Origin of the sequence: Pseudonocardia sp. ICBG1142, from assembly GCF_020496255.1 — a bacterium.
In the GTDB taxonomy this organism is placed as follows: domain Bacteria; phylum Actinomycetota; class Actinomycetes; order Mycobacteriales; family Pseudonocardiaceae; genus Pseudonocardia.
This window is the reverse complement of sequence record NZ_JAHLJC010000011.1, coordinates 23626-48652: the sequence shown is the minus strand read 5'-3', so window position 1 is coordinate 48652 and position 25027 is coordinate 23626. Positions and strand designations below refer to the sequence as shown.

The 25027-nt window shown below is 65.4% G+C and carries 26 protein-coding genes, 1 tRNA gene and 2 pseudogenes; 13 read left to right on the top strand and 16 right to left on the bottom strand.

Annotated features, from left to right (window positions below):
• The first annotated feature begins 2 nt into the window (after positions 1–2).
• The gene (locus KPL59_RS11705; protein WP_226360819.1) at positions 3–1109 is read left to right on the top strand and encodes a ParB/RepB/Spo0J family partition protein; all 1107 of its coding nucleotides are present in this window, start codon (positions 3–5) and stop codon (positions 1107–1109) included.
• Positions 1110–1139: 30 nt separating this feature from the next.
• On the opposite strand, the gene KPL59_RS11700 is transcribed toward KPL59_RS11705, so the two are convergent.
• The 3 genes from KPL59_RS11700 to KPL59_RS11690 form a co-directional block, all read right to left on the bottom strand.
• Positions 1140–1664, bottom strand: a complete 525-nt coding sequence (locus KPL59_RS11700) for a transposase (RefSeq protein WP_255676971.1) — start codon at positions 1662–1664, stop codon at positions 1140–1142.
• A complete protein-coding gene (locus KPL59_RS11695) occupies positions 1661–1966 on the bottom strand; it encodes a transposase (RefSeq protein ID WP_226360818.1) in 306 nt (101 codons plus the stop codon). Before KPL59_RS11695 ends, KPL59_RS11700 begins: the two co-directional genes overlap by 4 nt.
• 219 nt (positions 1967–2185) lie before the next feature.
• The gene (locus KPL59_RS11690; RefSeq protein ID WP_226360851.1) at positions 2186–2482 is read right to left on the bottom strand and encodes a transposase family protein; all 297 of its coding nucleotides are present in this window, start codon (positions 2480–2482) and stop codon (positions 2186–2188) included.
• Here KPL59_RS11690 and KPL59_RS11685 point away from each other — a divergent pair.
• Complete coding sequence (locus KPL59_RS11685; RefSeq protein ID WP_226360817.1) at positions 2441–3292, top strand: IS5 family transposase; 852 nt, start codon at positions 2441–2443, stop codon at positions 3290–3292. The genes KPL59_RS11690 and KPL59_RS11685 overlap by 42 nt on opposite strands.
• A gap of 185 nt (positions 3293–3477) precedes the next feature.
• Here KPL59_RS11685 and KPL59_RS11680 read toward each other — a convergent pair.
• Together KPL59_RS11680 and KPL59_RS11675 are read right to left on the bottom strand one after the other, a co-directional pair.
• A pseudogene (locus KPL59_RS11680) lies at positions 3478–4282 on the bottom strand (transposase family protein).
• Positions 4283–4384: 102 nt separating this feature from the next.
• Positions 4385–5008, bottom strand: a complete 624-nt coding sequence (locus KPL59_RS11675; RefSeq protein ID WP_226360816.1) for a hypothetical protein — start codon at positions 5006–5008, stop codon at positions 4385–4387.
• A 60-nt stretch (positions 5009–5068) separates the two neighbouring features.
• Between KPL59_RS11675 and KPL59_RS11670 the strand changes: the two genes are divergently transcribed.
• Together KPL59_RS11670 and KPL59_RS11665 are read left to right on the top strand one after the other, a co-directional pair.
• Positions 5069–5623: a hypothetical protein gene (locus KPL59_RS11670; protein WP_226360815.1), complete on the top strand. Its 555-nt coding sequence runs from the start codon at positions 5069–5071 to the stop codon at positions 5621–5623.
• Between the two features lie 783 nt (positions 5624–6406).
• Entirely contained in the window at positions 6407–7171 is a 765-nt protein-coding gene (locus KPL59_RS11665; protein WP_226359944.1) for a transposase, read from the top strand.
• 308 nt (positions 7172–7479) lie between these two features.
• Here the strand turns inward: KPL59_RS11665 and KPL59_RS11660 are convergent, their stop codons facing one another.
• The 9 genes from KPL59_RS11660 to KPL59_RS11620 all read right to left on the bottom strand — a co-directional run bounded on the left by KPL59_RS11660 (position 7480) and on the right by KPL59_RS11620 (position 14041).
• Complete coding sequence (locus tag KPL59_RS11660; RefSeq protein ID WP_226360814.1) at positions 7480–7923, bottom strand: hypothetical protein; 444 nt, start codon at positions 7921–7923, stop codon at positions 7480–7482.
• Between the two features lie 183 nt (positions 7924–8106).
• The gene (locus KPL59_RS11655) at positions 8107–8856 is read right to left on the bottom strand and encodes a hypothetical protein (RefSeq protein WP_226360813.1); all 750 of its coding nucleotides are present in this window, start codon (positions 8854–8856) and stop codon (positions 8107–8109) included.
• Between the two features lie 26 nt (positions 8857–8882).
• The gene (locus KPL59_RS11650; RefSeq protein WP_226360850.1) at positions 8883–9887 is read right to left on the bottom strand and encodes a protein rep; all 1005 of its coding nucleotides are present in this window, start codon (positions 9885–9887) and stop codon (positions 8883–8885) included.
• Positions 9888–9943: 56 nt separating this feature from the next.
• Positions 9944–10924 (bottom strand): transposase, encoded by a 981-nt coding sequence (locus tag KPL59_RS11645; RefSeq protein ID WP_226360812.1) that lies wholly within the window; start codon positions 10922–10924, stop codon positions 9944–9946.
• Positions 10925–11021: 97 nt separating this feature from the next.
• Positions 11022–11159, bottom strand: a complete 138-nt coding sequence (locus KPL59_RS11640; protein ID WP_226360811.1) for a hypothetical protein — start codon at positions 11157–11159, stop codon at positions 11022–11024.
• Positions 11160–11238: 79 nt separating this feature from the next.
• Positions 11239–11703, bottom strand: coding sequence for a hypothetical protein (locus KPL59_RS11635; protein WP_226360810.1), 465 nt, complete (start codon positions 11701–11703; stop codon positions 11239–11241).
• Positions 11704–11932: 229 nt separating this feature from the next.
• Positions 11933–12265: an Lsr2 family protein gene (locus KPL59_RS11630; protein ID WP_226351925.1), complete on the bottom strand. Its 333-nt coding sequence runs from the start codon at positions 12263–12265 to the stop codon at positions 11933–11935.
• A 188-nt stretch (positions 12266–12453) separates the two neighbouring features.
• Positions 12454–12527 (bottom strand) — tRNA-Leu (locus KPL59_RS11625).
• Positions 12528–12646: 119 nt separating this feature from the next.
• Positions 12647–14041 (bottom strand): GntP family permease, encoded by a 1395-nt coding sequence (locus tag KPL59_RS11620; protein ID WP_226360809.1) that lies wholly within the window; start codon positions 14039–14041, stop codon positions 12647–12649.
• A 352-nt stretch (positions 14042–14393) separates the two neighbouring features.
• Between KPL59_RS11620 and KPL59_RS11615 the strand changes: the two are divergent.
• Positions 14394–14645, top strand: a pseudogene (locus KPL59_RS11615) (transposase); the annotation flags it as partial.
• A 118-nt stretch (positions 14646–14763) separates the two neighbouring features.
• The gene (locus KPL59_RS11610) at positions 14764–15528 is read left to right on the top strand and encodes a transposase (protein WP_226360808.1); all 765 of its coding nucleotides are present in this window, start codon (positions 14764–14766) and stop codon (positions 15526–15528) included.
• A gap of 197 nt (positions 15529–15725) precedes the next feature.
• On the opposite strand, the gene KPL59_RS11605 is transcribed toward KPL59_RS11610, so the two are convergent.
• A complete protein-coding gene (locus KPL59_RS11605; protein WP_226360807.1) occupies positions 15726–16169 on the bottom strand; it encodes an ImmA/IrrE family metallo-endopeptidase in 444 nt (147 codons plus the stop codon).
• A gap of 136 nt (positions 16170–16305) precedes the next feature.
• Positions 16306–16803 (bottom strand): XRE family transcriptional regulator, encoded by a 498-nt coding sequence (locus KPL59_RS11600; protein ID WP_226360806.1) that lies wholly within the window; start codon positions 16801–16803, stop codon positions 16306–16308.
• A 372-nt stretch (positions 16804–17175) separates the two neighbouring features.
• Here KPL59_RS11600 and KPL59_RS11595 point away from each other — a divergent pair, with 372 nt between their 5' ends.
• From KPL59_RS11595 to KPL59_RS11565, 7 genes are all read left to right on the top strand, one after another.
• Complete coding sequence (locus KPL59_RS11595) at positions 17176–17415, top strand: hypothetical protein (protein WP_226360805.1); 240 nt, start codon at positions 17176–17178, stop codon at positions 17413–17415.
• 655 nt (positions 17416–18070) lie between these two features.
• Positions 18071–19450, top strand: a complete 1380-nt coding sequence (locus KPL59_RS11590; RefSeq protein WP_226360804.1) for a hypothetical protein — start codon at positions 18071–18073, stop codon at positions 19448–19450.
• Positions 19451–22049: 2599 nt separating this feature from the next.
• Entirely contained in the window at positions 22050–23174 is a 1125-nt protein-coding gene (locus KPL59_RS11585) for a hypothetical protein (protein WP_226360803.1), read from the top strand.
• 307 nt (positions 23175–23481) lie between these two features.
• Positions 23482–23784: a hypothetical protein gene (locus KPL59_RS11580; RefSeq protein ID WP_226360802.1), complete on the top strand. Its 303-nt coding sequence runs from the start codon at positions 23482–23484 to the stop codon at positions 23782–23784.
• Complete coding sequence (locus tag KPL59_RS11575; RefSeq protein ID WP_226360801.1) at positions 23781–24086, top strand: hypothetical protein; 306 nt, start codon at positions 23781–23783, stop codon at positions 24084–24086. The genes KPL59_RS11580 and KPL59_RS11575 overlap by 4 nt, the downstream gene beginning before the upstream one ends.
• Positions 24083–24589, top strand: a complete 507-nt coding sequence (locus KPL59_RS11570) for a hypothetical protein (protein WP_226360800.1) — start codon at positions 24083–24085, stop codon at positions 24587–24589. The genes KPL59_RS11575 and KPL59_RS11570 overlap by 4 nt, the downstream gene beginning before the upstream one ends.
• Entirely contained in the window at positions 24586–25026 is a 441-nt protein-coding gene (locus KPL59_RS11565) for a hypothetical protein (protein WP_226360799.1), read from the top strand. The genes KPL59_RS11570 and KPL59_RS11565 overlap by 4 nt, the downstream gene beginning before the upstream one ends.
• The last annotated feature ends 1 nt before the right edge of the window (position 25027 follow it).

The following is a 25027-nucleotide window of genomic DNA, read 5'->3' as shown; positions in this document are numbered from 1 at the left end:
TCATGGCTAAGAGGAAGGACTACGGCGCGATGGAGCGGAGTCGCGCTGCGGCTCCGGTGGCGGATCGCGCTAGAGAGGCGCTACGCACTCGGATCACCGCGCCGCCCAGCAGGCTGCCTATCGATCAGCTGCAGCCCAACCCCTTGAACCCCCGGCCGGAAGAGGACGAGGGGCTGGCCGCGCTCGCCGATACGATGCGCCAGCACGGGCAGCTCCAGCAGATTGAAGTCGTCTCTCGGGTGGACTTCGTGCTGGCACTCCCGGAGTCGGCTGAAGCTCTCTCGTCCGCACCCTGGGTCGTGATCATCGGAAACCGCCGGCTCGCGGCCGCAGCGATTGCTGATCTCTCCTCGCTGGAGGTGAAGGCGCCGGAGGGAATCACCTCAGCCGACCAGATCGAGAGCAGGATCCTCGTCGAAAACCTGCAGCGGAGTGACCTGCCGGTTCTTCAGGAGGCTGAGTTCCTCCAGAGGCAGCTCAACCGAGGGAGAAGTCTTCGGGCGATTGCTAGCACGATCGGTAAGTCGTTCGCGTATGTCCAGCAGCGCGTCAATCTCTTGAAGCTCATCCCGGAGCTGCAGGAGCTCGTCTCGCGGGGAGAGCTCGGCATCAAGGCAGCTCGGAATCTCTACTCGCTCAGTCCGGAGAACCAGGCGCTCGTGGCACAGCAGGGACCACCGTGGTTGCCGCCGGCCGTTCGGAAAGAGGACCCGGTGGACGCAGGCCCCGGGCATGTGGAGTCGGGTGGAAACACCGCATCTCCTGCCACGGCTCCCCAGAGCGTCGCAACAGCCGAACAGTCCGAAGCTGCCACCGAAGCGACTACGGACGTACCGGTCGACAGATCTGACGCAGCTCGGGGAGTGTCCGCTGACGAGGACGCTTCGACCGAGCCGACGACGGGCGTCGAGCGTGGAGGCAGTAGCAATGTGGCCTCGGTAGCGACGCAGACCCGGCAGCTGGTTCTGCCGCTCGCGGGTGGTCTCAGCACCCTCATCGAGGAACTCCGGCAGGTCGCGAACTCCAGTGCCGACGGCGACGCAGTCGAATCGCTCCGTCAGGTTGAGCGGCAGCTCGACGCAGCCCTCAGCCAGCTGCGCCGCTTGTAGGAGAACCGGCTTAGAGCGTGTTTGAGAAGCTCAACTTGTGGTGGTGAAGACACGCTTCTGTTGGCGGGTCGCGGGGCCGCCGCGGGCGATCCGGCGGGTGATGGTGTTGATCGCGGCCCAGCGGATCATCGCCTCGGACATGGCGGTGTGACGTTCGTAGTCGCGGGCGATGCGGCGGTGCGCGGTGAGCCAGGCGAAGGTCCGCTCGACCGCCCAGCGGCGCGGGATGACGGCGAAGCCGCGCTGGTCGGCGGGCTTGCGCACGATGCTCATCGTGGTTCGCAGGAGCATGGCGGCCCAGTCGACCAGCCGTCCGGCGAAGGCTCCGTCGGCGAAGACGAACCGGACTCGGGTGCGCAGGTAGGTATCGAGCAGGACCGGCTTGGCGCCGTCGCGGCCCTGCCGTCCCGCCGACAACACGACCACACACAGCAGCAGTCCGAGGGTGTCGGTGACGATGAACCGTTTGCGGCCGTTGATCTTCTTCCCGGCGTCGTAGCCGCGCGTGTCGTGCCCGACGGCGTCGGCGCCTTTGACGCTTTGGGAGTCGATCAACCCCCGCTCGGTTCCGGGTTGCGGCCTTCCTGCACGCGCAGCTGTCCGCGGACCACGGGCAGGATCTGTTCGGTGACCTTGGCTTGTTCCCACTGGTTGAAGTACCAGTAGACGGTTTGCCACGGCGGGAAGTCTGCTGGTAGCGCCCGCCATGCGCACCCGTTGCGGACGACGTAGAGGATCGCGTCCACGATCGCGCGGCGCGGGTGCTTCTCCGTGCGGCCGCCGGTGCGCACGTCGGGCAGCAGCGGCTCGATCAACTCCCACTGCGCGTCGCTGGTGTCGGATGGGTAGCGCTGCACACGTCGTGTCATCCACCCCAGGCTTGATCAACCAGCGGTCGACAGTCACGGAGGCGCGCCGACGCTTCTCAAACACGCTCTTAGAGCGTGTTTGGAAATGGTGGGTGTGTCGGGATGGTCGACACGGCTGGGGTGCTCCATCGTGGTCGGCATGCAGGAACGACCGCGCCGGTACCCCTCGGATACCAGTGATGCCCAGTGAGGCTTATTCAGGCTCCGTCAGGTAAGTGTGTAGAAGATGAGTCCGATGACTGCCGAGATTGTCGTTTTAAATGTGGCGTAGGGCCGCCGGTAGTCTGTGTGGAGAACTTTCCACGTTTTGATATGGGCGATGACTCGTTCGATGGTGGCGCGTGTGTGGTTGAGGCTCTTGTTGAATGTTTTTTGCCAGTCGAGAAGTTCCCGGCCGGGTGGTTTTTTGAACGGGGTGAGCATGCCGCGCCCGATGTATCCTTTATCGCCGATCGGGGGGGGATGTGGCGAGGTGGTCGAGGGCGCCGGATTGGTCGAGGCAATATAGGTCGTGTCGGGAGGTGGGTGGTGATCGAGCCGTTGTTACCGCCGCTCGCGCGGCGGGGGCGGCCTGTTGCTCATGCTCGTCGGGACGTGCTGGACGCGATCTTGTATGTCGTGCGGACCGGGTGTGCCTGGCGGGCGTTGCCGGTGGACTTCCCGCCCTGGCAGACCGTCTACTGGTACTTCAACCAGTGGGAACAGCAGAAGGTCACCGAGAAGATCCTCCCGGTCGTGCGGGGGCAGTTACGGATCGCCGAGGGCCGTGATCCGGAGCCGACTGCGGGGATCATCGACTCCCAGTCGGTCAAGGGCGCCGACACCGTCGGACAGGACTCCCGCGGCTACGACGCCGGGAAGAAGACAGGCGGGCGGAAACGGTTCATCGTGACCGACACCCGCGGTCTGCTGCTGACCACGACGGTGTGCTCGGCCTCGGTACAGGACCGCGACGGCGCCAAGCCGATCCTGCTCGACCTCTACCTGCGCACCAGGGTGCGGTTCGTCTACGCCGACGCCGGATTCGCCGGGCGACTGCTCGACTGGGCCGCCACGATCCTGCAGACAACAATCGAGGTCATCCGCAAGCCACCCGAGCAGCGCGGATTCGCCGCCCTCCCACGAAGGTGGGTGGTCGAACGGACCCTGGCCTGGCTCACCGCACACCGACGCCTGGCCCGGGACTACGAACGCCACCCCGCCACATCCGAAGCCATGATCCGCTGGGCCGCGATCAACACCACCACCCGCCGCATCGCCCGCGGATACCCCGCCACTCGCCAGCAGAAACACACGAAACCCTCAACCCACTAGAATTTCCAAACACGCTCTTAGAGCGTGTTTGAGAAGCGGATATTGAGGGCTGTGCCGAGGTCGGAGTAACAGCCCCTGTTCAATCCACCTGCGGAAGTTGTGGCAGAAGCTGGCGCCGTGCCCCGCCCCGGGCCCTCGATATGGACTTCTCAAACACGCTCTTAGTCATATACCGGGAGCCTTTTTCATCGTGATTCTGCTGGTCGGCGGCGGGTTTCGATCCGGTTGAGGACGGTGATCGCGGCGATGACGGTGCTCGCGTAGCGGGGGCAGCAGCGGAGCCGGTCGAGCACGTGCCAGCCTTTGAGCTCGGCGACGGCTTGCTCGACCCGGCACCGGATCCGGGCGTGAGCGTGGTTCACCGCTTTCTGTCCGGTCGACAGGTGTGGGCGGGTCCGGTGGCGTTTGTAGGGGGTCCGGATGGTCCCTGCGGCGCCTTGGTAGGCCTTGTCCGTAGGCCTTGTCCGCCCAGGTCTCGACGTTCCGGCTGGTCAGGGCGGCGATCACCCCGGCGGCGCGGGCGGCGGTCACGTCATGGGTGGCCCCCGGTGTCGGCGGTGAGGCCCACGGTAGGCGGCCGAACGGGTCGGCGAGGACCTGGACGTTCACCCCGTGGCGGCGGTGTCGTCCGGAGTAGTAGCGGCGCTGCCCGCCGACCCGGTCGATCGGGACCAGGGTCCCGTCCAACAGCACCCAGGCCAACGCCGCCGCCCTGGCCGCGACCTGGTCGATGTCCTCGACGAGAGCGGCAAGCAGGGCCAGGGTGTCATGGACATAACGCCAGGCGGTGCTGGTAGCGACCCCGAACCCGGCCGCGAGCCGAGCGTAGGTGTCACCGTTACGGAGATAGGCAAGGACGAGTAACGCCTGCTGACCGGCGGTGATCCGCCACCAACGCCCCCCGCTGGCACACCGCTGCCCAGCGATCATGGAGCGCAGCTGAGCAAGAGTGTGAGTCGACAACGCGATCGCAGCAGGGTAGGACAACACACCGAGCCTCCTGGTGAGACAGCCGATCTTGGACGACTGCTGTCCTACCGGGAGCCTCACCCAGCTACACCACCACCCACACCAAGCCCCTGACCAGCAGAATCACGATGGAAAAGGCTCTCTATCCTCGACCGCAGCATCACCTTCCGCAGGCGACACGACACCACCGCCGGAGACGCCGCCGCTGGAGACGCCGCCGCCGACGGGCAGAACACCGACGCCGCCACAGCCGAGGAACAGACCCCGGACCGGGAGCAGGTGCCGCCGACACCGTTCGACATTCACCAGCTCGACCCGACCAACGTCTTCGAGCGCGAAGTGCTCCGGGCGGCCCGCGGCGCCGGCACCGCAGCCGACGACGACTACATCGACACCCTCCTCACCGCCGAGCACCCCACCGAGACCCAGCACATCGCCCCCGGCACTGCCCACGCCGCCGTACCCGCCCAGGTACAGCACCCGGACCGCGTTCCTGACCAGCAGAAACAAAAGAGCTCCGCGGACCAGGTGCCAGCAGCCGAGAGCACCGACGCGACCGGCACCGCCGACGGCGTCGTCACCAGAACCACCATCGGCACCGCACAGCCCGCCCCGCCGCCCCCGACCCAATTCGCACGGAAACGACAGAACACCCACACCCCACGACAACACCCCTAAACAGGCGAAAACGCGCATACATGCAATTTCGGACAACACCTGCACCGGAATTGCACGCTCCGTGGCCACGCATGTGCGATAAGTATCCGATCTTGATCGGACAATTCGCATCGTGCTGTACTACGGAGCGTGAGCACGACGGCGTACGCACAACACACCATCATCGTGATCCTGGCAGTGGCGATCCCGATGAGCATGACCACCGGATTCGCGGCCGCCGCACCCGTACAGCACACGTCGTCATCCACTGCCATCACCGCACCGGCGACACCTCTTCCCGCTGCGCTCCCGTCTAACCACAGCGATGAAGAGATCGCCCGCGCCCTGGAACGGATCGCGACCGAACTGGAACGCGCCCTGGCCTCCCTACCCCCTGACCAGCGCGACAATCCACACGCCGTCCGCGACGCACTCCATCGGAACACAGCCCACGACCGCCTCAACCCCGCCGGGGTCGCCGCCTGCATCGCCGCGCTGGGCGAGTTCATCATCACCACCGGGATCCCCGCAGCGAAGCTCGTGAAAATCATCCGGGACGCGAAGAAGGTCTACGGCTCCTTGATGGCCGCGATCAAGAAACTGAACACAAAACCGAGCGTGTCCGATCTGGGAGAGGAAGCTGCTACGATCCTTCAGAAGATCATCGGCATCGATGGTGTCATCGCCAAGTGCAGTAACATCTAGCACCCATGTCCGATAGTGAACCCCATTCGCCGGACCGCTTCCTCATCAAGGGGCGCTGGATCGGCTTCATCATCGCGTTTGCATTCGGATTTGTCGGGTGGCTCCGAGTGCTCGCCGGAGCGCTCATAGCTGGCCTCGGATACCAGTGGGCAAGTGACCTGCCTCCCACGCACAGTCCAATCCTTCAAGTAGTCGGCGCGGCAATATCAGCCTATCTTTTTGTCGTCATCGTCGCCCCTTTCAGGGTGTTTGCTCCAATAACCCCCAAGGAAGACTCCTGGCGTCTCTGGTGCCTACTTTACGCTGGCCTCACATTCCTCTCAGCCGCCGGAGCAGGTGCTGCATTCAGGATGGCTCTCCCTTTCATTCCCGTCTACGCATGCGCGACAGCACTCTGCGCCGGAGCCATCGAGATGATGTGGCTGAAACCCTGGCAACCCGGCCCAAGCGACGAGCTCGTCGCAGCACGACTAGCCGCTCTTCAACGAGGCGAAGACCCCTCAAAAATCACCGAAGACAATACTCGATAACTCTCGCGCCAGAAATACAGTCCGCCCCACCCGCGGCGAACGCCCATCTCCAAGACACAACCCATGCTGCGGCAGACGTCGAATCGTCACTCCACCGCAGATCCGTAGGTCGCAACCAGCAGCTGGTGACCACTGAGGCTTATTCAGGCCCCGTGAAATAACGATCTAGCCCGGCGTGTCGGGTTGGGCGACAGCCCGTCCATCGCGAATATTGGTTTGCCGAATCAATCCGAGATGAACGGGCTGCCGCAGTATGTACTATACCACTGGTTTCCGGCGTGATGAAATTCAGGATCTTGTCGCTATAGTGTATGAGCAGGATCAGCGGGACGCGACGGAGGCACGTTTGTCTTGGCCGCCGGTTCTGGGGTTGTTCTGGTCGGTGGTGATCACGTTGGCGTATCTGCGCGGGAATCGTGTGCAGTGGGAGTTGGCGGAAACCTATGGGGTGTCGCAGTCGACGGTTAGTCGAGCGATCACGGGGGTGACACCGTTGCTGGCACAGGCGCTGCGGAGTGTCGTTCCGACGGCAGAGGAGCTTCGTGCCGATCGGCAGTACATCATCGATGGAACCTTGCTGCCCTGCTGGTCATGGGCCGCGGTGCCGGGTCTGTGGTCGGGCAAGCATCGCACCACCGGCGTCGTCGTCCAGGTCGCAGCCACCCTGGAAGGGCAGCTGTCGTGGATCTCCGACCCGACCCCAGGCTCCCGACACGACCTATATTGCCTCGACCAATCCGGCGCCCTCGACCACCTCGCCACATACCCCCCGATCGGCGATAAAGGATACATCGGGCGCGGCATGCTCACCCCGTTCAAAAAACCACCCGGCCGGGAACTTCTCGACTGGCAAAAAACATTCAACAAGAGCCTCAACCACACACGCGCCACCATCGAACGAGTCATCGCCCATATCAAAACGTGGAAAGTTCTCCACACAGACTACCGGCGGCCCTACGCCACATTTAAAACGACAATCTCGGCAGTCATCGGACTCATCTTCTACACACTTACCTGACGGAGCCTGAATAAGCCTCACAGTGCTGTGATCCCGGTCCCGACGCCGGTTCCGCACAAACACTTCACTCCCGGCCACCGACGCCCGCGGAGAACGGCAGCTTGTTCCGCTACGGGATGCGCGCTAGCCGTGAATCATCAGGACGTCGGCGAGGCAGGCAAGCTGCGCCAGTGCCGAGTAGCACCACACGGACTTACCGGAGCAAGTCGCACCCTGAATGAAAGCGTGCAGAACAGTTGTGGCACATAAAACTAACTTTGCACAGTCGGCTAATTAAAACCAGACAACTCGACCCAATTAGTAGGCTATCACAGCAGCCTACACGGATTGGACTTCCAGATCGAGACATAGCCGAACTCTTCATGGCGCACTCCGCGATTATCGACAATCAAGAAATCCGCTTTAACTCGGTAGTCTGCTTTCTGGCATCGTTCATTAGGAGTGGCGTTCATATAATTTACGTTGTCTCCCTTGCGCTTAGCTGAAATCTTCCACGTGTACTGCGAACCGGGAAACTTACGCTCCATTACTGCGGTTACGCCAAGATATCGTTGCTTGGTCTTACACTTGATTCGCGGATCAACCGTAACATTTCCTCGGACGTGCCCTGAAGCGTGAGGCACTTCCATAATGATGTCACAGTCGCCGATCGTCTTAGTAGCAGCATACGCTTCCGAAGGGTTAAGAAAAGCTGATCCGACAACCACTGCAGAGATAAAGAGTACGGCAATAAAAATCTTCAGAAAGCGCATTTTCCTCCGTATATCGGTAAGCCGAACAGGCTCACTCAGAATTACCAACTATTGCTTTTACACACGTTTAGTAGCTTTATGAGGCTTATTCAGGAACTCCTAGCGAGCGACCTCACTACGATCCCGACCTGGGGAAACACTACACTTCGTCATCACCCTGGATGAACCTCTATGACCACGACTTCAGTTATCAAGGTCCGCGTTGCAGGGCAAGTGAAGCCACGCAGTAGACTCAGCGTCCCATCCGCTGAGCCATGCAACTCCCGCCGGAGTTACGACACGAAAATGGTGTGCCAGCGCGAGACCGCACGCTGTCAGGCGGACCGCCATATAGTCATCCGACGCTCGGCGCCAATCAACCACAGTCCGGCCGTTCTGAAGTTTGCGTGGATAATCAGCAACGAGCCGTCGGTAATCTTCCGGATACCGAATAATGAATATATCCCGCGGCGGAGGCAAACGAAATGTGAAGTTGCGCAGTTTTCTGTTTAGGCTGGCAAACTCACTTTTTTCACTGCGAGACCATGCGCTATCTCCATTAGGAAGATAAGAAGATGTCCAGAATGCTCCCAGCGGCTTGTCTCCGTACAGGTCATCCTCGGGGTTCTCAATCTGGGTGGCCCGAAGAGTAATTGAGTCAGAGAAAACCCCTTGAGGCGAGACAACGTCGGCGGACCCTAACCACCCCCGGCTCAGAACTTGAGCAAGGGCTGCAGCTGTCTCGTCGAGACGTTCGTCGGCTCGATCGGCAAATTCTTCCACTGCATACTGATAACTGTTGGCAAAAACAATATCCCAGTACGTCTCCACCTCATCCTGGACATTCAAGTCTATCCCATGCACAACAATAGATTCAGCCGCTTGCAGAATAACCGGACCCCAAACTCTTTCATCAGACGATCTCAACTCTTCTCCTCGTGACGCCTTCGCCACCTATCAACAATGAAAATCATGGTCGTTTAAATCTCAGAGCCGGGTCTCACGCCTCGGCGTCTCGTATCTGTGAGCCGGGTCGGCATCTCCCAACCGATGCCGTTCGCGTCCAGCCAGGCCCGAGCGGCGTCGGTGCCTTCTCGTTCGATGATCGAGAGGAACTCCGGGACCCGGGGCTGGAGCTGCGGCCAGGACTCGCGAGGGATGACCGCGACCTCCTCCCCGTCCAGGGAGTCGTCGTCGACGATCTCCTCGTCGCTGCGCTCGGTCTTCTCCTCCTCGGACAGGATGTTGCGCAGGTCGTGCTTGCCTCGTGACCAGGTCATCTGCGGGACTCCCTTGATCGCCTTCTCGAACTCGCGCAGCAGCTCCTGGGCCTGCAGATCGACCATCTGGACCTGCTGTCCGGTGTCGGGGTTCTCGTAGGTCCGCCCGATCGTTGCATCATGAATCAGCTCGCCGATCGTGCGGGAGATCCCCTTCGCCTTCTTGTGACCGGCCATCAGCTGCTCCGCCGCGATGCCCTTGGCCTGGTAAGCGGCCCAGGCCTGGGCCGCCTCGGTGTCCCCGTCAGGCAGGATCTCGAAGTCCAGACCATGCTCCCGATCCGGAGCCGGCATGCCCGCGGCCACCGCACCCCGCGACCAGCGGGTGAACCACCCCTCAGCCAGCTCGGTCATCTGCTCATCGGTCGTGCCCGGCTCGAACACCACCGTCACATGCTGATGCAGATGCCAACCGTTCTCGACACCCCAGGTCAGGTCCGGCGACCGCGACCAACCACGAAGCCCCAGCTCAACGTAGTCACGCATCCCCGCCCGGCCATCAGTCACCCGACTGAAAGCCGTCCGTGACGCCTTCACCGACAGGGCCAGCTCGTGCTCAGCGAAGTGCCGCAACGTCAGGGTCAGCGTCATCACCCGAGCGCCATCCTCGATGTGCCGCGTCACCACCTTCCCCAGCAACGCCGTCCGCTCCACCGAGATACGCATCGAGCACTCCGGGCACGTCCACACCGTCCCGCACCGCATCAACCCCGCGATCCCCGCGACCCGCTTCACCCTCCCACAACCCTCTGTGACTTCCGTCACTTTCGCGACGACGGAGGCGTCCGGACGGAGGCCCGGGAGCCCGCACGCGCGCACCCGCCGACCCCGATACACCTTCCGGAGACCCTCTCGCTGCGCATACCGAGCCGCGCGAGCCTCGTCCCGCCGGACCTGCTCCGCAGCCGGGTCACCGCTCTTCTTCCGCACCCACTCCTGCAACGAGAACCACCGCTGACAACAGCCCCCAGCAACGCTGTGACCTGCAGTGGAAGGTGTATCCGTGTAAGTGCCGAGATTGTCGTTTTAAATGTGGCGTAGGGCCGCCGGTAGTCTGTGTGGAGAACTTTCCACGTTTTGATATGGGCGATGACTCGTTCGATGGTGGCGCGTGTGTGGTTGAGGCTCTTGTTGAATGTTTTTTGCCAGTTGAGAAGTTCCCGGCCGGGTGGTTTTTTGAACGGGGTGAGCATGCCGCGCCCGATGTATCCTTTATCGCCGATCGGGGGGTATGTGGCGAGGTGGTCGAGGGCGGCGGATTGGTCGAGGCAATATAGGTCGTGTCGGGAGCCTGGGGTCGGGTCGGAGATCCACGACAGCTGCCCTTCCAGGGTGGCTGCGACCTGGACGACGACGCCGGTGGTGCGATGCTTGCCCGACCACAGACCCGGCACCGCGGCCCATGACCAGCAGGGCAGCAAGGTTCCATCGATGATGTACTGCCGATCGGCACGAAGCTCCTCTGCCGTCGGAACGACACTCCGCAGCGCCTGTGCCAGCAACGGTGTCACCCCCGTGATCGCTCGACTAACCGTCGACTGCGACACCCCATAGGTTTCCGCCAACTCCCACTGCACACGATTCCCGCGCAGATACGCCAACGTGATCACCACCGACCAGAACAACCCCAGAACCGGCGGCCAAGACAAACGTGCCTCCGTCGCGTCCCGCTGATCCTGCTCATACACTATAGCGACAAGATCCTGAATTTCATCACGCCGGAAACCAGTGGTATAGTACATACTGCGGCAGCCCGTTCATCTTGGATTGATTCGGCAAACCAATCTTCGCGATGGACGGGCTGTCGCCCAACCCGACACGCCGGGCTAGATCGTTATTTCACGGGGCCTGAATAAGCCTCTCGGTGTCGAGAAGGTCGATCTCTATCCGCATCTGGTCGATCTGCAGCTCGTGATGAACGACGTCATCGGACTCGACACCGGTGATGTCGCAGAACCGGACCGTGCGAACACCCACTACCGCACACCCACCACACGCCGGTATCCGACCGACCCGACCCGCCCGGCCGTGTGGGCCGTGTGGGCCGTGTGGGTTGTCATTCCTCGTCCGAGGCTTCGGCAGCGGCGCGTTGCAGGGCCGCGAGCGTCGCCCCGGACAGCGCCTTCGACGCGATCGCGTCCCCGACCTGACGGGGTGTCATGAACCCCGACCCGGACGGCGCCAAATACTGCTCCCCGTCAGCGCCGACCCGGTAGTCCAGCGTCGAGGCGACCCGGCGGAACCGGGTCCGGCCACCGACCTGGGCGCCTTCCCACTTCTCCACCTTCACCGCCAACCGGCAACACCCACACCGCAACCTGCGCAGCAACAGCCCGGTCTCGTCCACGCCGGTGAAGTGGATACCGGCCTGCCGGATCGTGGGGAACAGGTGCCGGCCCCGTTCCCGACAGGCCAGGACTTCATCCGACACACCGTCGACGTAGGCGTCGACATCATCATCCGAGGCCCGCGGCCGGGCCCCCGGCGCCCGGTCGGCTTGTTCACCCTGGATCGACCGCACCGCACCCGACCCCGGACCTGCTGCTGACGCCCCAGCCGCCGCTGCGAATTCCGGGAACGCCGTCATCTGCTCGGTCACCCCGCCTCATCCACCCACGACGAAAAAGTCGTACTCATCATCACCATCAACCCCGTCCTCGACACCATCAAGGATGTCCAGGACAGCATCGTCGCCGCCGGTACCCGCCAGCACAGACATCGAGCGCTCCTTCATCGCGCCAGTATGAATCTCAGTGGTTCTGCTCGTAGGCGTGCGTGATCTCCACTGAGATCCGGCCCCGATCCGCGACCGCGTACCCGTTCTCCCGGGCCCACTCCCGGATGGCCTGGTTCCGGGCCTTCATCTCATCCGTCGACGCCGCACGTCGCGCTACCCGCACGCCACCGGTGGTGTCCCGCCGCGCCGCCGCCACGAAATCCGCGACCGCCGCCCGGAACAACTCCACGTTCTCCGACTTCAGATCAATCACATACGACTTGCCGTCCACCCCGAACCGCACCGTCTCGTCCGCCGGACCCCCCTCCAGGTCATCCAGCAGCTCCACCCGAGTCACCTGAGCCATAACCCTGACCTCACATCCAGACACACAACGCGGCAGTCACCCCGGAATCAGAGCGACCCGAACACGAATAAACACTACAGAAAGAAGCCGGACAGCGCGATCACACCGCACCCCTGAAACCGGTCGCGCCACCGCGACGGCCCGACAAGATAACCGGCCAGAATGACATCCGCGCAGCACCCCGACGGTGCCCCCGGTCGGAGTCGAACCGACACCGGTGACCCTTTTAAGAGGCCTGCCTCTGCCATTGGGCTACGGGGGCCGCCCCCACGCCACGACCCGCGATCCTAGTCTAGAAACAGGGGCCTGTCCCAGGAACGGTGTTTCTGGCCGGGGAGTCCTCGGTGTCGTGACACGCGGTGAGGCGGACTCGATCGTCGGTCAGGTGAGTGCGCCGAGAGCGAACACCACGCAGGACAGGGCGAACCCGACCAGCGAGATCAGGGTTTTGATCACGCTCCAGGTACGGAACGTGGTCGGGACGTCCATGCCGAGCAGGCGCCCGATCATCCAGAAACTGGCGTCGTTGACATGCGGGAAGATCGACGACCCGGCGGCAAGTGCCAGCACAACCGCGACAGTCTGCACCGGCCCTAGCCCGGCCGCAACGACAGAGGCACCGAGTAGCCCGGCAGCGGTGGTGATCGTGACGGTCGCAGTGCCGAGCGCGATCCGCAGGATCGCCGAGACCACGAACACCGACACGATCACTGGCAGACCCGTCGCGCCCAGGGTCCCGGCGAGCGCGTCACCGATACCGCTGGCGATCAGAACCGCCCCGAACATGCCTCCCGCACCGGTGATGAACACGACCGACGCGATCGGCTTCAGGGCGTTATCGAGCAGATCCTCGACCACCGCCGCAGGCTGGCCGCGGCCGGTGCCGAGCACACGACTAGCGACCAACACGGTGATCAGCAGAGCGATCGGGGTCGACCCGATGAACATCATGATCTCCGCCCACGCCGCGGCGTGATCGATGGCGCCGGTCTTGCCCAGGGTCGCGACCGTGGTGTTCGCGAAGATCAACACAAGTGGGAGCAACAGCAGCGCGACAACGGTCCCCGGCCGGGGCGGCGGCGCGGCGGTGTCATCGTCGATCATCGGGCCACCGGTCAGCAGGTCCGGGACCGGCAACACGATCCGCCGGCCGATCCACACGCTGTAGAGATATGCGCCGAGGTACCAGGTCGGGACAGCGACCACGACCCCGATCAGGATCACCAGCCCGACATCCGCGCCGAGCAGCACCGTCGCCGCGACCGCACCCGGATGCGGCGGCAGGAACACATGCACCGTGGACAGCGCCGCAGCAGCGGGCAGAGCGTGGATCAGGACACCGCCCCCAACCCGGCGAGCGATCGTGAAGATGATCGGCAGCATCACCATGAACGCAGCATCGAAGAAGATCGGGAACCCGAACAGCAGCGACACCACACCCAACGCCAACGGAGCCCGCCGGTCGGTGAACCGAGTCACCAGAGCATCCGACAACGCCCGAGCCGCACCGCTGGTCTCCGCAAGCCGCCCGAACATCGCGCCGAGCCCGACCAACAAGGCGACCTCACCGAGTGTCGACCCAAACCCGTCGACCAGGACGTCGAGGACCTCACCCGCCGGGATCTGAGTGGCGAACGCCGTCCCCGCGGACACGATGATCAACGCAAGTAGCGGATGCACCTTGAACCGGATGATCGCAACCAGCAGAGCTGCGATCGCACCCGCAGCGATCCCCAACAAGACACCGGTACTCAACGGTGAGACCCAGTTCTCCACCCACGCCCCCTGCCCGCATGCAAGTAGGAGCACCTGCTATTCGGAAACAGAGATCAGATGCTCTCGCCGCATCCTGCCGCAGAACGACCGTGATCAGCTACAGCGCGGCCCCGCCAGAAACACCGTTCACGAGACACTCCCTAGTCTGGATCCACTCCAGAAACATGTCCTGCCGGGTCCTCGGTGGGCCCAGCCCGGCGTCGTTGCAGGTCCTCGGCGCGAGCCCGGGGTGGCGTCCCCGTTGGTGGTGGAAGTAGCGGCCCTGTCCGGCGTGTCTGACCACGTGGAAGGGGCCACCGCGTGAGTCTCTGCGTGTACCCGCCAAGGAACACGGAGAGGAAGGCGCCACGCGATGGCCCTGGACCAGTCTGCCCTGCTCGAAGTCCTCGAGGCACTCAAAGCCGCCGATGTCGGTGACCGTGTCCGCACCGCCGCCGAGACGATCTACCAGGCGTTGATCGAGGCCGAGCTCACCGACACCATCGGCGCCGGCCGCCACGAACGCAACGAGTCCCGCACCGCCCAACGCAACGGACACCGGACCCGCACCCTGACCACCACCGCCGGGGACCTGGAACTACGGATCCCGAAACTGCGCACCGGGAGGCTTATTCAGGGCCCGTGAAATAACGATCTAGCCCGGCGTGTCGGGTTGGGCGACAGCCCGTCCATCGCGAAGATTAATTTGCCGAATCAATCCAAGATGAACGGGTTGTCGCAGTATGTACTATGCCACTGGCTTTCGGCGTGATGAGATTCAGGATCTTGCCGCTCTGGTGCATGAGCAGGATCAGCGGAACGCGACTGGCCTGCGACGGCCTTGGCCGCCGATTCTGGGATTGTTCTGGTCGGTGGTGATCACGTTGGCGTATCTGCGCGGGAATCGTGTGCAGTGGGAGTTGGCGGAAACCTATGGGGTGTCGCAGTCGACGGTTAGTCGAGCGATCACGGGGGTGACACCGTTGCTGGCACAGGCGCTGCGGAGTGTCGTTCCGACGGCAGAGGAGCTTCGTGCCGATCGGCAGTACATCATCGATGGAACCTTGCTGCCCTGCTGGTCATGGGCCGCGGTGCCGGGTCTGTGGTCGGGCAAGCATCGCACCACCGGCGTCGTCGTCCAGGTCGCAGCCACCCTGGAAGGGCAGCTGTCGTGGATCTCCGACCCGACCCCAGGCTCCCGACACGACCTATATTGCCTCGACCAATCCGGCGCCCTCGACCACCTCGCCACATACCCCCCGATCGGCGATAAAGGATACATCGGGCGCGGCATGCTCACCCCGTTCAAAAAACCACCCGGCCGGGAACTTCTCGACTGGCAAAAAACATTCAACAAGAGCCTCAACCACACACGCGCCACCATCGAACGAGTCATCGCCCATATCAAAACGTGGAAAGTTCTCCACACAGACTACCGGCGGCCCTACGCCACATTTAAAACGACAATCTCGACAGTCATCGGACTCATCTTCTACACACTTACCTGACGGAGCCTGAATAAGCCTCTAGATCGAGAGATACCCACGACATCACGAAGAGTGCAGCAACTAGAACATTTCCGCGCGTTCTGCGATGACCTCTCTGGCGAAGAACCAGGCGGGAGCAGAATATCCCAGCCAGCACACTCCACACTACTATAGAGGCGACATCCATTTTAAGCTGTCACTCTGCTGCTGTGGCGTCGTCAGAAGATGTCGACAGCATCACCGAAGCCGGGTCCCGATATCTTCTGTCGCCTCTCCGCATCAGCCGCGTATCCCCAGTATTGCAACACGGCGGCGAAATGCTCGGCGTCATTCTCCTGAGGAGAGTCAAAGCAATCGCGGCGGAGACAGCGGCGCCACACCATGCCCGGAGGGAGGTGCGGCGCAATCATTCGGACCAGATCTTCGTCGCCATTGTCAGGTTTGTGATCGAGGGCCATGTGGCCGCACTCATGTAGAATCGTCTTCACGCGTTGCCGCGGAGGCAGGTTAGCGTCGTGAACGATGACATCGCTATCCGCACTTTCCAACCATAGACCGAATACATCCGAGCTGGGAAGGCAGAGCTCCAGGATACTGATCGGGCGACCTCGATGAACCGCGAACTTTTGGCAGAACTCATCAATGTCCAACGGAAACACCACCCCCAGATCACGGACCAGTCTCTTCGCGATAGTATCTACTTTTCGGCCGGGCAACCATCCACGCGACAACCCCCGCCTCACGGCCCTCTTTGGAATCATCCGCTTCTCCGCAGTTACGGTTCGAGCCATCTTGGAATCACCAGGCGTCGAGGTCTTCGTCCGGGCGCACCTCAAAGCTCTGCTGCCGAGACTTTGACCGAGGCGCACTCAGCGGCGGACCGACAGGAAGTGTCTCCACCACACCGAGGAGCCACGTCCGCATTCCAGGATCCAAGGTTGCTGCTCTCGTCGCAATTCCACGTACTTCAGCGTCCCGCAAGCTTGCGACCAGCTGAAGTTCTTCATGGATTTCCGCAGCAGTTGAACCCGTCTCCAGAAAATACCCGGCCGGGACCTCAAAAAATCTGGCAAGCGCTTCGATCGTTCGAACACCCGGGTTAGTCCGATCTCCACGTCGCAAGAGCCCCAGATAATTCTCGCTAATGACCGGCTCGCCGTTTTGCGAGTTCTCCGCCAGCCACTTCACTACTTCGCGATTCGTGTACGGCGCCTCACCCGGCCGATGCACTGTTTCGAAAGCCTGATTAATTTTAGCTGCAAGCGTAAGCGGGCGGACCCCCTCGTCGGCTGACATCAGGGCATCATCCTTCCAGGGGCCAGGGGCCAGGGGCCAGGGGCCAGGGGCCAGGGGCCAGGGGCCAGGGGCCAGGGGCCAGACTCTAGCAGCAAGACACCATCAGTCACCATGATCGGTGGCGAGTAATTTGATCGAGAGTGACGATCATGTTGACGGGCGACAGGTGCTCGTGCCAGTCTCCCGGGCACGTCCCGTGACGGGACGATCACTCACTACCGCCGGGCAGGCTGCCCGTCACGTGCTGGTACTTCGTCTCCCCCGGAGGTCCCCATGCTCGCCTCGCCCCCCGACGAGCCTGATCTCGGGCGGCAGTGGATGCCGCCGGGTCTCGTCCCGCCGCGGCCGGTCCGTCGTACGGGACGTGACGGGGTGGACCAGGAGAACTGGTTGCGGGACAGGATCCTCACCGCCGCCCGGGAGCTGACGCTCGCCGCAGAAAAAGTCCGCAACCCCTACGGCGCGACCCTGGAAGATCAGGCGCCGGCAGCGTGGCATGTCCGGACCACCCAGGCGATCCTGGACGATTGCGTCGAACACCTCGATGACCTCGACGACTGCGACGGACGCCACCGGCCCGGTGAGCCCCCGACGCGGCCGACACGCCCGTAAGAAGCCCCTTCCGGCAGAGCCGCCGGGAGGGCCTGGCAGGATCAGACAGTGAGCTGGCTCTTCTGGCTCTTCTGGCTCTTCTGGCTCTTCTGGCTCTTCTGGCTCTTCTGGCTCTTCTGGCTCTTCTGGCTCTTCTGGCTCTTCTGGCTCTTCTGGCTCTTCTGGCTACCGGGACCCCGGACAGCCGCTCCCCCGACTCAGACGAAGGATCGCCGACGATGCCCACCTAGACCCCCTGGGGCCGGCCGCCACATGCTGGTCGTCCTTGGATCTCAACTCGATATGGCGGGCTGGAGCAGCACCAGCAGCAGTATGTGCTTCAGAACGAAGTAGGGCCCGACCTCTCGGCCGGGCCCTACAACGGAAGTACAACGGAGTTCCCGCTCCGCTCCTTCAGCCCCCCCAACCCTGAAGGAGCGAACACGCGTTGGCTGCGTGGTCTAACAATAACGCGACCCGTCAAGTCCCGGCAACGCCCCCGGTCGAGGGTGCCCGGGATGTCTGTGGGTGTCTGGTCCGGGCCGGGCTCGACACCGGGCTCTGGCCCCTGGCCGCAGTCGACCCGGGTGAGCTGGCCGCTACCGCAGCGGCGACGACCACCGCGTGCTGGCCGCCCGCCCGCGAGCTGCACACCGCCCCGCCGCCGACGGCGCGGATGTGTACGCACTGCGTCCGCCGTTCCGGGCAGCCCCGGGACACGGTGCTCGACTCGATCGTCTGCGCCCCGTGCTGGATCTCGATCACCGACGACACGACCACCCGGAGCGACGCCGAGACCGCCGCTGCGGCACTCCGGGGGTTACCGCGGACCGCGCAGGACTGGCGTGAGGCTATCCACGCGTCGGCCTGGTGGCAGCGGCTGCGCCGTGATGTCCGCCGACGCCTGGAGCCGTTGCTCGCCGAGCTCGCCCGCCGCGCGGACTGGACCGACCATCTCACCTGGCCCACCTGGAAGCGTCTGCAGCAGGCCTCGGGGTGGTCACGGTCCTCGGTCGCGTCCTGGCTGGCGAAGCTCCAAGAGTTCGACTGGCTGATCCTCGTCGAGCCCGGCTCGACCCCGCAGTACCGCGGCCCGATCCAGAGCATGCTCCACGGACGACACGGCAACCGCGCAGCGGTCTACCAACTCCACCTGCCCGACCACGCGATCACCGAGTCGAACACCGCCGCGCACCGCGACGACCTCCGGCCGCTCACCGAGACCGGCGACATCACCCCCGACACCACAACCAACACCCCCTCTCACAGATCGTTGCGCGGCGAAAGTTGGACCCCAACGGGGTTTACTCTTACCGCAGGTAAGAGTTCTGTTCACACGCGCGCGAAAACGATCATCCACAGCGGCCAACGAACCCGGCCCCGGCCCGCTACGCGGGGCCCGCAGCCGACCCGTCCGGAGCCGCCCCGTCAGGGACGACGGTGGGGCGACTGGTTCGATGACCGAGTGCCCACCAGCCGCGGGGGGATGCTCGCCGCCGCACGACAGCTGCGCGATGACCCGCTACTGGCCCAGCTCTCACCGCGAGCAATCCGCGCCCAGGTGAAGCCGTTCTGGCGGGCCGGGTGGACCAACAACGACCTACGCCACGCCCTTCACCACCAGCCCACCCTCGATGGCCCGTCCCGGCCCGTCGAACGCTGCCCCGCCGGGCAGGTGCGCTGGCCATCGGCGTGGCTACGCCACCGCCTGGCGCCCTGGACCGGCCCGTGCGGGCCCCTGCCCGCCCCGCACGTCGACGCCCGCCAGCGGGCCGACCTCGCGGCCCGGCACGGCCACGCCGCCGCACAGCGGCTGCCCTACGGCCACACCCAGCTGGCGGTCGACACCCTGCGAGCCGACGCCCAGCAACAGGCCGAGGCCCGCGCCACCCTGGCCCGCAACCAGACCCGCGACCGGCACGCGCTACTCACCGGGCTCGTCACCGACCACGACACCGCCAGCACCAGCACCCGGGAGACCGCCCGCGACCACATCACCGCTCTGCTCAAAGACCGCCGTTCCCGACGACTCGCCGCTGCCGGGACGTCGTGCTGAACACCAGCACCCGCGCCCGTCCGGCGGCTCTGGAGACGCACGAACGGAGCTGCCGCGCCGCTTCCGGTCCTCGCCCGCCAGAGCGGGCTCCGGTCCGGGTCGACTTGCCCACGACCACCGACGTCACCTGAAGCCGTCACAGACGCCCTCAGCGCCCACTACAGGCCCGTCCGTCACCGCCGGTGAACGTCCCCGACCAGACCACAGCCAGGACACAACCGCCACGAAGGAACCGGGCAGCCCGGCCAATACCGGAACGCCCGCCTCAACACCGAAGACCCGACGTGTCGACGGCGCCAGGATGCCGCAGACAGCCACCCACAAGCACCCGGACCAGCGGAAACACCCCACTTCTCGATCAACAACGTGGTCGCGCCGGAGCTGCTCCCAGGGCAACTCGGGATAGCTGGCGGGGGCGCTGACCTGCGGATTCCCCCGGAACCAGAGCTGCCTCCGCCGCGTCATCGATACCGACGACCTCTCCCACCTACTGGCGCGATACACCCTCGATAAGCGCCGGGACCAGCAGAAACACCCCGGCGCATGATCAACCTCTGCCTCGCCGCGGCCCCCTTCCGGGGCTTCCCTGTTGGTCACGATTGCGCCCCTGACCTGGGGAATCCTGTCGAGGTCGACCGTGCTGAACACCTCCCTCCCTGGGCGCTCGCTCCCGGAACACTCCTGCGAGTGGATATCGACACGTAGCCGGACCAGCGGAAACAGCCTTGTTCATGATCGTCCCGTGGGTCGCTACGCGGCGCCGACCAGGCCTCCGCCCCGCTCGGATCGCGCCCCTGACCTGGGGATATGTTCGCTCGCGCGCCGCGGGGACCGAGCTCTTCGCCTGGACCATCCTCCCTCACGCGCCTGGGCGAGTAGGTGTCGACAAGTATCGGGACCAGCGGAAACGCCGCAATGAAACGATCTTGAGTGACTGGTGCTGGCAGACACTGGTCGCACCGGTCGAGCCGCAGTGCTCTGACCAGGGGATTCTCTCTGACGGCGTGGCTGTCGCCGGTGCCGTCCGGGTCGCTCCACGCCGCCGCGCGGCGAATGTTGCGCACGGCAAAGGTGCTGGTCCCGATACCTGTAGGGCGATCTTGAAGCGGGTCCCTGGGGCGCTGTCGGGGCGGCGGTCCGCGCTGCCCCAGGAGCAGGTCGTCACGGTGGACTCCGGGCGGCCGGGGCCCGACCGAGCTGCCCGCGGACACCTCGCCGCGCGCTGCCAGAGCAGGCCACCGCGGCGCCCGAGGTCCGTACCCGTGGTTGCCCGTCCCGGCGGCTGTCAGGCGGCGGGCGGCCGGTGTGGAGTGCCGCCGGGGCCGTGCTCGCTGAGGCCTGCGCCGGGCGTGTCGCGTCGGTTCCGGCCCTGCCCCGAGAGGGCGTTATCGAGCAGGTATCGCCCAGGCGGGGTCGCGTGCCGGGGCCTCCGTCCACGGGAGCCCCGGTGGGGCTGCCGAGGCCGTCGGCGTCGGTGGTGGTGTCGGGTCGGGGGCGTGGCCACCGAGCACCGTCCCGAGCCCGTCCGGGGCGCTCGGGGACATCGTCGGCGGCGGTCGCCGTGCACGGCGGCGACCGGAAAAGTCGGGTGGAAATCCCCGGACTCCTCGCGTGCGCGCGCGACACGCGCCTACGCGCACATCGCGTTGAGACCCGCCCGGCGGGGATTTCCGCTGTGGAAATTTCCTCGACGGAAACAGGCCGGCACCTCGGTCGTCGCCGCTCGGCGTCAGCGAGAGGAGTCGGGCTCGGCGGTTACTGCCGCGATCGGTGCTGACTGGCACCCCGAGTCGGAAGCCCCGGCTCGCAGCGACTGCCCCGTCGGGACCAGATCGGTCGGTGTGGTCGCCGCCGCCACGGTGGCGGCAGCGCGACCTTCCGGGTGCGTCGACGCTCGCCTGCCGCTGGCGCCGTCAGCTCGTGGTCGCGGTCAGGCCGCGCGGCCGGGCCCGCGCCCGGGGCTGGGTGGCTACCGGCTCGGGGTTCGGCTGGGTCGGCCGGGGCACGGCGCGCCGGTCCGGGGTGCCGCTGATCGCGCCGCGGTCGGAGTTTTCCCTGGGGAAATTTCCCCGTCGGCGGCTGCTCGTGGCCGGTCTCAACGCGATGTGCGCGTAGGCGCGCGTCGCGCGCGCACGCGAGGTGCCCCGGGAATTTCCTTCGGCCGCGACCGTCGCGGCGAGGTCCCGGCGACGTTCGTCGGGTCCTGCGACGTCCGCATCCCGGCTCGGCCGCTGTATGCGCTGGGTGCCTGCCCGGTGACAGCGGGTCGAGCCCCGGTCTTGTCACGGTGGGGTCGGGGTGCTAGACATGAAAAAGCTCGCCGGGAGTCCTGGTGGGCGACCGACACCCCGGACCAGAAGTCCGGGGCGCCGGTCTGACCAACCAACCTGACTAGAAACAGGTGATCGGCTATGTGGCATCGTGCCTGCACGACCGATGTTGTTCCACCCCAGGGTGGGGCGATTCCCCCGGATGTTGACCCCGGCTGTGAGCAGCCCAGGTGGTTCCCGGATGGTCTGACCGAGAAGCTCATCGATCGCCTGTGGGCGACCGTCGCGACGATGCCGCTGCCGCGCACGTCGGCGCCGGGGTGGGCCCGATGAACGCCCCGTCGAATGGCCGGTCGCAGGCGTGGCTGGAGGACCTGGTCCTCGCCCCGTCCCCTGGTGATGCCGACGGTGCTAGCTCTGACGGTTCGGCGCCGGACGTTGCTGGGCCGCGTCTGATCGGTGAGGCCCGCCTGCTCGCCAAAGAGATGGAGCAGGCCCGCGCCGTCGTCGCGCTACAGGACGATCCCGCGCTTCTCGACGCCCGGTCGTCGCGGGAGCGCCGCGCCGACCGGAAGGTCACCGAGAAGCTGCGTGGCGCCGAGCGTGCGGAACGGCGCCGGACCCGGATGGCCGAGATTGCCGCTGTGCGGGGTGAGCGCCGGGAGGCCGGCTGGGCGCATCGTGCGGTCGCGAACCGCGACCGTCTGCTCAACCCGGACCGTCGGCTGACCTCGACCTACCGCCGCTATGTCGGCCTGTCGATGGTGCCGCCGCTGCTGATCGCCGCCGGGGTGCTGTTCATGGCGGTGACCGTGCACGACGGCGTCGTCGGTGTCGACGGCCCGTGGTACGGCTACCTGATCGAACCTCTCGCTTCGGTGCTGCTGGTCGTGAGCTTGTTCGTGGGTTTCACCGCGGTGCAGCACGGCCGCCGCATCCCCCGCGGCCTGTATGCGCTGGATGCGGTCCTCGCCGCGGCGTCCCTCGCGCTCACGGTGGTGCCGTGGGGCGTGCGTTACGGCTTCGACCTCGGTTCGACCCTGGCGCATGTCCTGCCGCCGCTGCTGGTCGCTGCGGCGGTGGTGGTGCAGCATGTGTTGCATTCGGTGTTCCGGCCGATCTTCGCTGACCTGTATGACGAGCTGACTCCTGCCCGGCTGGATGAGACGGCGGCGGACACGGTCGTGCTGTATGAGCGGACTCGGCGCGCGGTCGCCGATGGCCACATTCCCGCTCCGGCGGTGTCGGGGGAGCGGGCCGGGTCGGTGTCGCGGGAAGCGATCCGCAAGACCTTCGGGATCGGGAAGTCCCGCGCCCAGCTCGCCGGTGACGCCTATGACCACGTCACCACGTTCCTGCACCGCACCACTGCCGCAGCCACAGCACCGGTGTCGCCGGGTGTGTCGTCGGTGGCGGGGCGTGTGAACGGTGCCCGGGTCGCCGCCCTCGCATAGTCCTGGCGCGGCGGCGTTCAGTTCGGCTCTGCCGTTCGCTCTGCCGGGCAGGTCTGTCTAGTTCTTTCTCGGGTCGTCTTCGGCTGGTTGTAGCGGCGTGCTGTAGCTGCTGTGGGGCTGCCGTGGGCCCGATGGTGTCCGTTATCTCCTGTTTGTTCTGCTTCTTCCTTTTTGGGGTGAGGTTTGCGTGTCTGTTGCTGTGTCGTCATCTGGAGTGTCTCGTCCGGTGCCGCGTCGATCGTCGCGTCGAGTGTCGGACCGGCCGCTGGACCGGGCGTTGGATCACTCGCCAGACCGGTCGGGTCAGTTGTCGTTGTTCCCGCCGGAGCGGGTGCGGGTGCGTCGCCCGCGGTTCGCGCCGCATCCGGTGCGGGCGGCGGTGTCGCGGCTGGGGTCGGTGGTGTCGTCGGTTCCGCTGCTGCTCGGGCTGGGTGGTGTGGGGTTCGCGGTGTTTGTGCTGGTGGAGGCGATGTTCCCGGCGGCCGGGGACTGGTCGGCGCCGCGGATCGTGATGGGCTTGGCGGCGGTGCTGGTGTGGTGCAGCGTCGCTGCTCTGGTGACCCGGGCCCTCGACCGCCGGCGTGGTGTGGGGCGGGGTGGGCGGCGGTGAGCGGCTACCGCCGCCGCACCGCAGCGGCTGCTGGCGCAGAGGTTGAGGTGGCGTCGCGGCGGGGTCGTCCGGATCGGCGTCGTGGTCGGTTCGTGGTGCGTTTCGCCGCCGCTTCGTCGGATGTGGAGCGGTTAGCGGCGGCGTTCGATTACGCCCGCGGCGCGGCGAGCAGGCGGCATCCGGACCCGGCCGAAGCTGCGGCTGCGGTCGAGTCTGCGGTGTCGGCGCTGGTCACGGCGGGGGATCGGCTGCTGGAGTTGCAGGCGCGGGAGCCGCTGAGCGCGGGAAGGAGCTCGCGGTGAGTGCGACGACGAGTACGGCGCCGGGCGAGTCGGCCCCGAGCGCGGCGGTGCCGGCTGCGGGGAAGGCCGGGTGGGGCCCGGTCCCGGAGGCGGGTCCGCCGTGGTGGACGCGCCTCGCCCGTGGGCTGGCGAGCGCTACCACGGCTGCGGTGACGGGCTGCCGGGCCGCGGTGGAACGCCCGGTCACCCTGGCCGAGGGCATCGAGTTGGCGCGCCGTGGGGACTGGACGGTCAGTGAGCATCCGATGGTGCGTCAGGTCGCGGTCGCGCACTTTTGGCTGGTGCAGGCCCCCGCGCTGATCGTGGCCGGGGTGTTGGGGTGGGCGTCGCGGACCCCGGGCCGGCTGTGGACGGTCGGTCCGCTGCTGGTCACGGTGGCGTCGGTGCTGGATCAGATCCCCGTCGTGGGTCTGGTGGTGCCGGAGTTCGTGACCTGGTCCTACTGGACGCCGACCGGGCTGTCGACGTGGCTGTCGGGATCGTCTGCTGGAGGTGCGTCGTGAACGCGTGGGCGTCGACGGGTGTGGTGGCGGCGTTGGCGCTGGTCCTGGGCGGGTGGTTGAAGTACAACGGCAACTGCGCGAAGACCACGAACGCGCTGTTCTTGGTCGCGGGGACCGGGATCGGCGGTGTCCTGGGGACGGTGCTGGGCCGGGTGTTCACGACGCTGTCGGGGGCGACCTCCACAGTCACCCAGCTGTTGGGCGTCGCTGGGGGCACGGTCCTGGCCGCGGTCTGTGTGATCGCGACCTTGGAGGTCGTGGTGAAGGGCATCGTGCCGAAGACCGCGCGCCCGAAGTCGTGGCATCCGTGGCTGGCGTTGACCGCGCCGACCCTCGCGGTGGCGTCCGGTGTGCCGTTGCTGGCGGGTTTTTACAGCGTCCTGGCTCGTGGGGTCGGGGGCGCTGGTGCGGTGGCCTCGACGTGGATCACCGGGTGAT

What these genes read in the sequence shown, in the direction of transcription:
- KPL59_RS11705 (WP_226360819.1), top strand. Translation starts at nt 3, where the DNA reads ATGGCTAAGAGGAAGGACTACGGCGCGATGGAGCGGAGTCGCGCTGCG.
- KPL59_RS11685 (WP_226360817.1), top strand. Translation starts at nt 2,441, where the DNA reads ATGTGGCGAGGTGGTCGAGGGCGCCGGATTGGTCGAGGCAATATAGGT.
- KPL59_RS11665 (WP_226359944.1), top strand. Translation starts at nt 6,407, where the DNA reads ATGTACTATACCACTGGTTTCCGGCGTGATGAAATTCAGGATCTTGTC.
- KPL59_RS11660 (WP_226360814.1), bottom strand. Translation starts at nt 7,923, where the DNA reads ATGCGCTTTCTGAAGATTTTTATTGCCGTACTCTTTATCTCTGCAGTG.
- KPL59_RS11650 (WP_226360850.1), bottom strand. Translation starts at nt 9,887, where the DNA reads ATGCGGTGCGGGACGGTGTGGACGTGCCCGGAGTGCTCGATGCGTATC.
- KPL59_RS11645 (WP_226360812.1), bottom strand. Translation starts at nt 10,924, where the DNA reads ATGTACTATACCACTGGTTTCCGGCGTGATGAAATTCAGGATCTTGTC.
- KPL59_RS11630 (WP_226351925.1), bottom strand. Translation starts at nt 12,265, where the DNA reads ATGGCTCAGGTGACTCGGGTGGAGCTGCTGGATGACCTGGAGGGGGGT.
- KPL59_RS11610 (WP_226360808.1), top strand. Translation starts at nt 14,764, where the DNA reads ATGTACTATGCCACTGGCTTTCGGCGTGATGAGATTCAGGATCTTGCC.
- KPL59_RS11600 (WP_226360806.1), bottom strand. Translation starts at nt 16,803, where the DNA reads ATGTCAGCCGACGAGGGGGTCCGCCCGCTTACGCTTGCAGCTAAAATT.
- KPL59_RS11590 (WP_226360804.1), top strand. Translation starts at nt 18,071, where the DNA reads ATGTGTACGCACTGCGTCCGCCGTTCCGGGCAGCCCCGGGACACGGTG.
- KPL59_RS11585 (WP_226360803.1), top strand. Translation starts at nt 22,050, where the DNA reads ATGAACGCCCCGTCGAATGGCCGGTCGCAGGCGTGGCTGGAGGACCTG.